The organism is Anaeromyxobacter paludicola (assembly GCF_023169965.1).
Taxonomy (GTDB): domain Bacteria; phylum Myxococcota; class Myxococcia; order Myxococcales; family Anaeromyxobacteraceae; genus Anaeromyxobacter_B; species Anaeromyxobacter_B paludicola.
This window is the reverse complement of record NZ_AP025592.1, coordinates 4,147,517-4,156,902: the sequence shown is the minus strand read 5'-3', so window position 1 is coordinate 4,156,902 and position 9,386 is coordinate 4,147,517. Positions and strand designations below refer to the sequence as shown.

The 9,386-nt window shown below is 72.3% G+C and carries 10 protein-coding genes; 7 read left to right on the top strand and 3 right to left on the bottom strand.

All coding sequences use genetic code 11. The annotated features are described in order from the left end of the window. Window positions 1-651, bottom strand: coding sequence for a cytochrome c3 family protein (locus tag AMPC_RS18530; protein ID WP_248343025.1), 651 nt, complete (start codon window positions 649-651; stop codon window positions 1-3). 209 nt (window positions 652-860) lie between these two features. On the opposite strand from AMPC_RS18530, the gene AMPC_RS18525 reads away from it, so the two are divergent. The 5 genes from AMPC_RS18525 to AMPC_RS18505 all read left to right on the top strand — a co-directional run bounded on the left by AMPC_RS18525 (window position 861) and on the right by AMPC_RS18505 (window position 5,575). After that, window positions 861-1,706 carry a sigma-70 family RNA polymerase sigma factor gene (locus AMPC_RS18525; RefSeq protein ID WP_248343024.1) on the top strand — a complete coding sequence of 282 codons (846 nt, stop codon included), beginning with the start codon at window positions 861-863 and terminating at the stop codon, window positions 1,704-1,706. Window positions 1,707-1,763: 57 nt separating this feature from the next. Next, complete coding sequence (aat, locus tag AMPC_RS18520; protein WP_248343023.1) at window positions 1,764-2,501, top strand: leucyl/phenylalanyl-tRNA--protein transferase; 738 nt, start codon at window positions 1,764-1,766, stop codon at window positions 2,499-2,501. 11 nt (window positions 2,502-2,512) lie between these two features. Continuing rightward, the gene (locus AMPC_RS18515; protein ID WP_248343022.1) at window positions 2,513-2,836 is read left to right on the top strand and encodes an ATP-dependent Clp protease adaptor ClpS; all 324 of its coding nucleotides are present in this window, start codon (window positions 2,513-2,515) and stop codon (window positions 2,834-2,836) included. 2 nt (window positions 2,837-2,838) lie between these two features. Then, window positions 2,839-5,112 (top strand): ATP-dependent Clp protease ATP-binding subunit ClpA, encoded by a 2,274-nt coding sequence (gene clpA, locus AMPC_RS18510; protein ID WP_248343021.1) that lies wholly within the window; start codon window positions 2,839-2,841, stop codon window positions 5,110-5,112. A 202-nt stretch (window positions 5,113-5,314) separates the two neighbouring features. Beyond that, window positions 5,315-5,575 (top strand): hypothetical protein, encoded by a 261-nt coding sequence (locus AMPC_RS18505; RefSeq protein ID WP_248343020.1) that lies wholly within the window; start codon window positions 5,315-5,317, stop codon window positions 5,573-5,575. Here the strand turns inward: AMPC_RS18505 and AMPC_RS18500 are convergent. Further along, complete coding sequence (locus AMPC_RS18500) at window positions 5,544-6,512, bottom strand: Fpg/Nei family DNA glycosylase (protein ID WP_248343019.1); 969 nt, start codon at window positions 6,510-6,512, stop codon at window positions 5,544-5,546. The genes AMPC_RS18505 and AMPC_RS18500 overlap by 32 nt on opposite strands. 232 nt (window positions 6,513-6,744) lie before the next feature. Here AMPC_RS18500 and AMPC_RS18495 point away from each other — a divergent pair, with 232 nt between their 5' ends. Further along, entirely contained in the window at window positions 6,745-7,260 is a 516-nt protein-coding gene (locus AMPC_RS18495; protein WP_248343018.1) for a YjbH domain-containing protein, read from the top strand. A gap of 51 nt (window positions 7,261-7,311) precedes the next feature. Here AMPC_RS18495 and AMPC_RS18490 read toward each other — a convergent pair whose 3' ends face one another. Further along, the gene (locus tag AMPC_RS18490) at window positions 7,312-7,833 is read right to left on the bottom strand and encodes a c-type cytochrome (protein WP_248343017.1); all 522 of its coding nucleotides are present in this window, start codon (window positions 7,831-7,833) and stop codon (window positions 7,312-7,314) included. A gap of 379 nt (window positions 7,834-8,212) precedes the next feature. On the opposite strand from AMPC_RS18490, the gene AMPC_RS18485 reads away from it, so the two are divergent. Continuing rightward, on the top strand, window positions 8,213-9,367 hold the full coding sequence (locus tag AMPC_RS18485) for an HNH endonuclease (RefSeq protein WP_248343016.1): 1,155 nt from the start codon (window positions 8,213-8,215) through the stop codon (window positions 9,365-9,367). The last annotated feature ends 19 nt before the right edge of the window (window positions 9,368-9,386 follow it).

The following is a 9,386-nucleotide window of genomic DNA, read 5'->3' as shown; positions in this document are numbered from 1 at the left end:
CTAGCGGTGACAGGTGGTGCAGCTGGTTCGGGAGTGGACGTCGTACTTCTTCGCGAGCTCGGGCCCGAGCACCGCCTGGTCCTTCTCCGGCTTGTAGTCCATCTGCGTCACCGCCTCGCGCGGCCGCAGGTGCAGCGCCGGGTCGCGGTGACAGTCGAGGCACCAGCTCATGGTGAGCGGCGCCACCTGCTGGATGGCCGGCATCTGGTCCACGCGGCCGTGGCAGGTCTCGCACCCCACGCCCTTGGTCACGTGGATGGAGTGGTTGAAGTAGACGAAGTCCGGCAGGCGGTGGACGCGCATCCACTCGACGGTGCGGCCGGTGAAGTAGCTCTCGCGCACCTTGTCGAGCAGCGGGCTGCGGTTCCAGATCTGCGAGTGGCAGTTCATGCAGAGCGAGGTGGCCGGGATCCCCGCGGTGTTGCTCTTCTCGACGGTCTGGTGGCAGTACCGGCAGTCGATGTTGTCGTCCACGACGTGGTGCCGGTGGTCGAACTGGAGCGGCTGCTGGAGCTCGGCGAACTGGCGCGTGCCGGCGGGGACGCGCCAGTAGAGCATCAGGCCGCCGATCGTCCCGGCGGCGCCGCCGAAGAGGATGACCAGCGCGATTCGGAAGAGGGTGTTGGCGCGGGGGCGGAAGAGTGCGCTCATGGATTTGCCGGGCACCCTCCGACGGGCGAGAGGCGCAGCCCTCCGGCGGCTGCCCGCGTGGTGACCGGGTGGCCGTTAAGTGACGAGGGAATCAACGGGAATAAAGTCTCTGTTGGGGTGGCCTTCACGAAAAGGCCGCGTGCGAGGGCTTTCCGCGTTCACGCTGCGTCACCTTGTCGGGCGAGCCGGGCCGGGATAAGGACTCGGGCATGGAACGGGACGACGAGCGGCTCCTGGCGGAGGCGCGGGAGGGGCGGCGCGAGGCGCTCGAGGAGCTCCTCGAGCGGCACCAGCGGCGCATCTACCGCTTCGGGCTCAAGATGTGCCGGGACGAGGAGGACGCGAAGGACGTCCTGCAGGACACCCTGCTCGCCGTGGCGCGCGGCATCCGCGACTTCCGCGGGCAGTCGTCGGTCTCCACCTGGCTCTACAGCATCGCCCGGAGCTTCTGCATCAAGAAGCGCCGGCGCGGGAAGTACGAGCCGGCCGAGGAGCAGCGCGTCGGCTCCGAGGGTGAGGAGGAGGTGACCCGGCTCCCCGACCCGGCCCGGCCGGCCGACGAGACGCTGGCGGGCCGACAGGTGGAGGCGGCGCTGGAGGCCGCCATCGCCGCCCTCCAGCCCATGTACCGGGAGGTGCTGCTGCTGCGCGACGTGGAGGGGCTGACCGCGCCGGAGGTGGCGGAGATCCTCGGGCTCTCGGTGGACGCGGTGAAGAGCCGGCTCCACCGCGCCCGGGTCGCGGTCCGGGAGTCGGTGGCGCCGCGCCTCGGCATCCCCGAGCCCGCCCCCGCGAGGCCCGCGGGCGAGGCCGCCTGCCCGGACGTGGCGGCGCTCTTCTCGCGCCACCTCGAGGGCGAGATCTCGAGCGACCTCTGCGCCGAGATGGAGCAGCACCTCGCCGGCTGCCCCCGCTGCACGGCGCGCTGCGACAGCCTGCGGGCGACGCTCACGCTCTGCGCCCGCTCCCCGGCGCCGGAGGTCCCCCAGGCCGTGCAGCACTCGGTCCGGCAGGCGCTCCAGCGCTTCCTCACCGAGCGGCCGCCCCAGGCCTGAGCGGCAGGGAGGGGCGGTGAGCGGCGGCCGTGGCCGTCCCGCTGCTATGATCCTCGCGTGGCCGTCTACCGACTCCCGCGCCAGATCGCCTTCCCCGACCCCTCGCTCGCCGAGCCGGACGGGCTCCTGGCGGTGGGCGGCGACCTCTCGCCCGAGCGGCTGCTCGCCGCCTACGAGGTCGGCATCTTCCCCTGGTTCTCGGAGGAGTACCCCATCCTCTGGTGGTCGCCCGACCCGCGGTTGGTGCTCGAGCCGGCGCGACTGCACGTCTCGCAGTCGCTCCGGCGCACGCTCCGGCGCGGCCGCTACCGCGTCACCGCCGACCGGGCCTTCGGGCAGGTGATCCGGCGCTGCTCGGGCAAGCCGCGCCCGGGCCAGGACGGGACCTGGATCACCCGCGAGATGATCACCGCCTACGAGCGGCTGCACGCGCTCGGCTTCGCCCACTCGTTCGAGGCCTGGGAGGGCGAGGCGCTCGCGGGCGGCCTCTACGGCGTCTCGCTCGGCGCCGCCTTCTTCGGCGAGTCGATGTTCGCCGACCGGCCCGACGCCTCCAAGGCCGCCTTCGCGCGCGCCGTGGAGTGGCTCGGCGCCGAGGGCTTCGGGCTGGTGGACTGCCAGGTGCGCACCGACCACCTGGTCCGCCTGGGCGCGGAGGAGATCCCGCGCGCCGACTTCCTCGACCGCCTGGCCGAGGCGCTGCGGGCGCCCACCCGCCGCGGCCCCTGGACGCTGCCGGAGGGCCCCGGGGCCGGGCCCGCCGCCGGAGCGGCACCGCGCCCGTCTTCCGCTTAGAATAGCGGTCCATGGCCGAGCCCAAGACCCCCGGCGGCGGCGCCGTCGTCGCGCCGAAGTCGAAGACCGGCAAGCAGCTGGCGAAGCCGCCGCTCTACAAGGTTCTGTTGCACAACGACGACTACACGACCATGGAGTTCGTGGTGGCGGTGCTCGAGGAGGTCTTCCACCACGACCCGGAGCAGGCGGCCCGCATCATGCTCCACGTCCACCAGCGCGGAGTGGGCGTGGCGGGCACGTATTCCCTGGAGATCGCCGAGACGAAGGCGGCGAAGGTGATGTCACTCGCGCGCGCGGCGGAGTTCCCCCTCCTCTGCACGGTGGAGCCGGAGTAGCGATGGTCACGGTCACGAAGGAGCTTCAGCTCACCCTGCAGGCGGCGGTCGCGGAGGCGCGGAACCGCCGGCACGAGTACGTCACCCTGGAGCACCTGCTCCACGCCATGACCCGCGACCGGGTCGCCTCGGAGATCCTGCTCGCCTGCGGCGCCGACATCGCGCAGCTCGAGAAGGACCTCGAGGACTACCTCGGCCGGACCCTCGAGCCCCTGCCCGGCGATGGCAAGCAGGACCCCGAGCAGACCGCCGCCTTCCAGCGCGTGCTGCAGCGGGCCGCCTGGCACGTCCAGGGCAGCGGCCGGACGGAGCTCAACGCCGGGGACGTGCTCGTGGCCGTCACGCGCGAGCGCGGCTCGCACGCCGTCTACCTCCTGGAGAAGCAGGGCGTCCGCCGGCTCGACATCCTCTCCTACATCTCGCACGGCATCTCCAAGGAGGGGGCCGGCAGCGGCGGCGAGGAGGACCCCGAGGCCGGCGGCGAGGGCGACGAGGGGCCGCGGCCCATCAAGGATCCCTTCAAGACCTTCACCGTGAACCTGGTGGAGCGCGCGGCGCGCGGGCTCATCGACCCGCTCATCGGCCGGCGCGAGGAGATCGAGCGGACCATCCAGGTGCTCTGCCGGCGGCGCAAGAACAACCCGGTGCTGGTGGGCGAGCCGGGCGTCGGCAAGACCGCCATCGTGGAGGGGCTGGCGCTCGCCATCCACGAGCGGCGGGTGCCCTCGGTGCTGGAGAAGGCCGCCATCTACTCGCTCGACATGGGCGCGCTCCTCGCCGGCACCAAGTTCCGCGGGGAGTTCGAGCAGCGGCTCAAGGGCGTCATCGCCGGCGTGAAGAAGACGCCCCACGCCATCCTGTTCATCGACGAGATCCACACCATCGTCGGCGCCGGGGCCACCACCGGCAGCTCGATGGACGCCTCCAACCTGCTCAAGCCGGGGCTCGCCTCGGGGGAGCTGCGCTGCATCGGCTCCACCACCTTCCACGACTACAAGCAGACCTTCGACCGCGACCACGCCCTGGCGCGCCGCTTCCAGAAGATCGAGGTGCAGGAGCCCTCGGTCGAGGACACGGTCCGCATCCTCAAGGGGCTGAAGAAGGTCTACGAGGAGCACCACGGCGTCACCTTCACGCCGCGGGCGCTGCGGGCCGCCGCCGAGCTCTCGGCGAAGCACATCAACGACCGCAAGCTCCCCGACAAGGCGATCGACGTGCTCGACGAGGCCGGCGCCTTCGACCGGATGCGGCCGGAGGCGAAGCGGCACAAGGTCATCAAGTCGCGCGACGTGGAGCGGGTGGTCTCCCGGATCGCCCGCGTCCCGGCCCGCTCGGTCTCGGCCTCCGACCAGGAGGCGCTCAAGAACCTCGAGCCGGAGCTCAAGAAGGTCATCTACGGCCAGGACAAGGCGATCGAGGCGATGGCGAGCGCCATCAAGCTCAACCGCTCCGGCCTGGGCAGCCCGGAGAAGCCCATCGGCAGCTTCCTCTTCTCCGGCCCCACCGGCGTCGGCAAGACCGAGCTCGCGAAGCAGCTCGCCCGCGTGATGGGCGTGGAGTTCCTGCGCTTCGACATGACCGAGTACCAGGAGAAGCACACCGTCTCCCGGCTCATCGGCGCGCCCCCCGGCTACGTCGGCTTCGACCAGGGCGGGCTCCTCACCGACGCCGTGCGCAAGACCCCGTACGCCGTGCTGGTGATGGACGAGATCGAGAAGGCGCACCCGGACATCTACAACATCCTGCTCCAGGTGATGGATCACGCCACGCTCACCGACAACAACGGGCGCAAGGCCGACTTCCGCCACATCGTCCTCATCATGACCACCAACGCCGGCGCCCACGAGCTCGCGACGCGCTCGGTCGGCTTCGGCTCCGACCAGGCCGCGCCGGGCAACGCCCGCAAGGCCATCGAGCGGACCTTCAGCCCCGAGTTCCGCAACCGGCTCGACGCCTGGATCTCCTTCGACAGCCTGCCGCGCCCGGTCATCGAGCGCGTCGTGGACAAGCTCGTGAAGGAGCTCGCCGACCAGCTCGCCGCGAAGAAGGTGGCCCTCGAGCTCACGCCGGCGGGGCGCGCCTGGCTCGCCGACCACGGCTTCGACAAGGTCATGGGCGCGCGGCCCATGGCCCGCCTCATCCAGAACGAGGTGAAGAAGCCGCTCGCCGAGAAGGTGCTGTTCGGGGAGCTGCTCCACGGCGGCAAGGTGAAGGTGGGCGCCAGGGACGACGCCCTGACGCTCGAGGTGGACGGGGAGCCCGCCGGGGAGGCGTAGCGCGCCGGGGCCGCGCCCCCTCCCTGACCCTCGCCCGCTTCGCGGGAGAGGGGAACCTCGGGACTCGCTCCCCTGCCTCGAACCTCTGCCGCTTCGCGGGAGGGGGAATCTCGGGACTCCCTCCCCACCGGGTGGGGAGGGATGGGGAGGGGCTGCCAGGGATCCCCCAGCGTTCCGCCCGCTCGCCCGCTAGAGTGTCAGGATGCTCCGCCCCGCCCTCGCGGCCTACCTCCTCGCCCGCTCCGCGCTCGGCTTCCTCGGGGTGGTGACGGTCGTCGGGAGCCTCGTCTCCACCTGGGTCTTCGTGCGCGACGGGCTCGTCCGGCGCCACCTCCGCACCAGCACCGCCGAGTTCCGCGGCAGCCGCGCCGTGTGGGCCTCCCTCGCCGCGCTCTTCTTCTGCCTGGTGTTCGACTGGCTCGGGCTGAAGCTCATCGTGCTCGCGTACTACTACGGGCAGTGACCGCGCCCCGCCGCGCCGGCGCCGCGGGCGGCCGCAGCCCCAGGCCCGGGTTCTTCTCGAGCTCCTCGAGCGTCTTCGGCCAGTCCTCCGCCAGGAGCCGCGCCAGCGAGCGGTCCGAGAGGATCCTCCCGCCGGTCTGGCACCGCGGGCAGTAGTTCACCTCGTTCTCCGCCCGGACGATCCGCTGCACCGGCGCGCCGCAGTCCGGGCAGGGCTGCCGGTGCCGGCCGTGGACCGCCATCCCCTCGCGGAAGGCCGTGACCCCCTCCGGGAAGTCCCCGCCCGCCTCGCGCCGGAGCCGCTCCGTCCACCCGGTCAGCACCGCGCGCGTGGCCGCGTGGAGCCGCGCCAGCTCCTCCTCCGAGAGGTTCTGCGCGAGCTGCGTCGGCGAGAGCCGCGCGCGGTGCAGGATCTCGTCCGAGTAGGCGTTGCCGATGCCGGCGAGGATCCCCGGGTCGGTGAGCGCGCGCTTCAGCGTGTGCCGCTCGCGCCGCAGCGCCGCCGCGAACCCGGCGAGGTCCACCTCGAGCGGCTCGACCCCGCCGCGGTCGAGGGCCCGGAGCGCCGCCTCGCCGCGGACGAGGTGCAGCGCCGCCCGCCGCTTGGAGCCGGCCTCGGTGAGGGTGAGCGCGCCGTGCGGGAAGTCGAAGGCCGCGAGCGCCGCCTTGCCCCCGAGCTTCGCGCCGGCCTCCTTCCAGTGCAGGCGCCCCGCGATCATGAGGTGCAGCGCCAGGAAGAGGTCGCCCTCGAGCGCGAGCACGAGCCGCTTGCCGAGCCGCCGGACCGCGCGGACCTCCCTGCCCTCCGCCGCCCCGAGCGGCGGCTCCACGGTGCGCAGGAGGAACGGGCTCGCGAGCCGGACCTTCTGGAGCGGGGCGCCCCGGACCCGCGCCTCGATCGCCTCGCGGTAGACCTCGACGTCGGGGAGCTCGGGCATGGGAATCCTTCCGGACGATCCCGGATCGATCTCCACAGCCTTATCACCGGACCTCGAGCCGGGCTCGCCCTCCGCGCGATCGCGCGCCCACCCGCCCGAAAAGAGGGGCGAGGCGGTGTGGACGACCGCCGCTCGCCCGCCTGGCGGTGCCCGGCCCGGGAATTTCGCCCGGATGGAATATTTTACCCAGACAGAATTGATCGACCCGTTCTACCCGGATATTAAGACGGCCATGAACCGACCGACGAGCGAGCGCGTGGACCAGGGATACCTCGAGGTGACGCAGGAGGCGGGGATCGCCCTCATGAAGCGAGCCATCTCCGGGCCGGTGGTCATGCTGAACCTGCTTCGGTTCAGGGCGGTGGCCGACTACTCGGCCACCCCCGGTCTCGCGCCCGCGCATCCCATCAGCGGGGCCGCCGCGTACCGGCGCTACATGGAGCTCACGCTGCCGCACCTTCGCGCCTCGGGTGGCGAGGTGATGTTCCTGGGCGCCGGGGGGCCGTTCCTGATCGGTCCTGCCGACGCGCGGTGGGACGCCGCGATGCTGGTGCGGCAACGCAGCGTGGCCGACTTCGTCGCCTTCGCGTCCAACGAGGAATACGGGACGGGGCTCGGGCACCGGCTCGCGGCCCTCGAGGACTCCCGGCTGCTGCCGCTCGTCGAGGCGAAGGAGGCCTGCGTCATTCCCGGGGCGGGTGCCTGGCCGGGGGCTGGACCGTGGCCGATCCCCGCGAGCGACCGCTGAACGCGGCGTTCTCGCTCGAGCCGGCGGAGCGCCGAGGCGACGCGCGGGGCGCTACCGCCTCGCCGCCTCCGCCGCCGCCTTCAGGGCCTGCTTCTCCGCCGGCGCGAGCCGCGGCAGGTGGCGCACGAAGGCGACGAGGTGCCAGAGCTCCCGCTCGTCGTGCGACGTGGCCCAGCCCGGCATCCCGGTCATCCGCACGCCGTGGGAGATGACGAAGAAGAGGTCCCCGTCCGAGCCCTCCTGCGCGTCGGGCGCCGCGAGGTCCGGCGGCGAGGGGTTGAGCCCCAGCGCCGCGCCCCAGGGCGACACGCCGGGCGCGCCGTGGCACTGCAGGCAGTCGCGCCGGTAGAGGGCCAGCCCCGCCGCAAGCACCTCCGGGGTGCCCGGGAGCGGGTTCCCGGTCCGCGGTGCCCGCCGGGCGGTGGACCGGTCGGCCAGCACCGATCCGACGAGCCGCTCCAGGGCGGACGGCGGCCGGGTGGCCGACATGTCCACCAGCCCCGAGGCGACCACCGCCGCGCCGCCGACGACCAGCATCCCGAGGGTGAAGAGCATCCCTGAGACGAACCTCATGCCGTTACCCCACAGACGAGAGAGGCGCCGTTCGGAAAGCCTAACGCAGGCGCGGGTGCCGGGTTCCACGAACTGCGTGGGTGGGGGTTGGTGCCGGAGGGCGGAGGACGCGAGGCCGAGCCGGGCCGATTACGAGCCGTGAGGTCGGGACGCGAAGGCGGGTACCCATTTCCCCATGGTGAATGGTTGACGCGATTCCGCTCGCTTCGCGCCCGCGATCCGCTCGCGCCCAAAGAGCGGCCTTCACGAGGCGATGCGCTGCCGAGGTGCGGACCTCGGCGCCCTCTCGCCGTCGCCAAGCTCCCCGCGCCCGATCTCGCGCCAGGAAGCATCCTCGTGCGTTTGGCGGAGCCCAAAGATCCGGTGAGACACTCTCACCATGAACAGCGCGCTCTCCGAGACCGCCCGCCTCGCCCAGCTCCTCCGCAAGGAGCAGGGCGCCCTCGCCGAGTTCCTCCTCGCCCTCGCGGACTTCGACCGCCAGCGGCGCTGGCTCGAGCTCGGCCACTCGAGCCTCTTCTACTATCTCCACCGAGAGCTCGGACTGTCCAAGGGCGCTGCCCATTACCGCAAGGTGGCGGACGAGCTGGTGCGGCGATTTCCCGAGGTGGTCGAGCCGCTCCGGGAAGGCAAGCTCTGCATCACGAGCGTCGTCGCGCTCGCGAAGGTGATGACGCCCGAGAACCGGCACGAGGTGCTGCCGCGCTTCTTCCATTGCTCCAAGCGGGAGGCGATGGCGGAAGCGGCGGCCATCTCGCCGGCCGAGGCAACGCCGCGGCGAGAGGTGGTCACGGCGGTGCCGGTGGGTTCAGGGACCCGAACGATTGCCGCATCTGCCGGAAGCGGGATGGGTGAGAACACGCAGCTTCTGGTTCAACCGGTTGAACTGGATCGGACGATCGCTCCCGTTCCGACCTCGACTGCACCCTTGACGTCCACCGCGACGGCGACCCCGACTCCACCGGCTCCTCCCCACCCCCCGCGCGCTGCGGCGGACCCGCTCACCGCCGACCTCCGTCGCCTCCACATCACCGTCTCCCGCCGGTTCCTCGAGAAGCTCGAAGCCGCCCGCGACGCCCTCTCTCACGCATGCCCCGGCGGCTTCGCGGAGGAGATCCTCGAGGCCGGCCTCGACCTCCTCCTCGACCGGAGCGCCAGGCGGAAGGGGCTCGTGGCAAAGCCCCGGGCTGCGACCGGCCGCACCGAGGTGCCGGACGAGCCGGAGGCAGAGGCTGCCGCTCGCGACCGCTACGTCCCTGCCCACGTGAGGCGCGAGGTCTGGAAGCGCGATGAAGGGCGCTGCCAGTGGCCCCTCGCCTCGGGCGGCGTCTGCGGCTCGACGCGCCGCCTCGAGCTGGACCACGTCATCCCGCGCGCGCTCGGAGGACGAACGACCGCCGTTAACTTGAGGGTGCTTTGCCGAGCCCACAACGACCTCGCCGCTCGAGGCGCATACGGGGACGAGTGGATGGACCGGTTCACGCGACGCACGGCCGGCAGTGCGAGCCCCGCTGCAACCGAAGACGAGCGATGAGAGGGCGGTCGCGGCCTCC

What these genes read in the sequence shown, in the direction of transcription:
- AMPC_RS18515 (WP_248343022.1), top strand. Translation starts at nt 2,513, where the DNA reads ATGGCCGAGCCCAAGACCCCCGGCGGCGGCGCCGTCGTCGCGCCGAAG.
- AMPC_RS18495 (WP_248343018.1), top strand. Translation starts at nt 6,745, where the DNA reads ATGAACCGACCGACGAGCGAGCGCGTGGACCAGGGATACCTCGAGGTG.
- AMPC_RS18530 (WP_248343025.1), bottom strand. Translation starts at nt 651, where the DNA reads ATGAGCGCACTCTTCCGCCCCCGCGCCAACACCCTCTTCCGAATCGCG.
- AMPC_RS18500 (WP_248343019.1), bottom strand. Translation starts at nt 6,512, where the DNA reads ATGCCCGAGCTCCCCGACGTCGAGGTCTACCGCGAGGCGATCGAGGCG.
- AMPC_RS18490 (WP_248343017.1), bottom strand. Translation starts at nt 7,833, where the DNA reads ATGAGGTTCGTCTCAGGGATGCTCTTCACCCTCGGGATGCTGGTCGTC.
- AMPC_RS18485 (WP_248343016.1), top strand. Translation starts at nt 8,213, where the DNA reads ATGAACAGCGCGCTCTCCGAGACCGCCCGCCTCGCCCAGCTCCTCCGC.
- AMPC_RS18525 (WP_248343024.1), top strand. Translation starts at nt 861, where the DNA reads ATGGAACGGGACGACGAGCGGCTCCTGGCGGAGGCGCGGGAGGGGCGG.
- AMPC_RS18505 (WP_248343020.1), top strand. Translation starts at nt 5,315, where the DNA reads ATGCTCCGCCCCGCCCTCGCGGCCTACCTCCTCGCCCGCTCCGCGCTC.
- clpA (WP_248343021.1), top strand. Translation starts at nt 2,839, where the DNA reads ATGGTCACGGTCACGAAGGAGCTTCAGCTCACCCTGCAGGCGGCGGTC.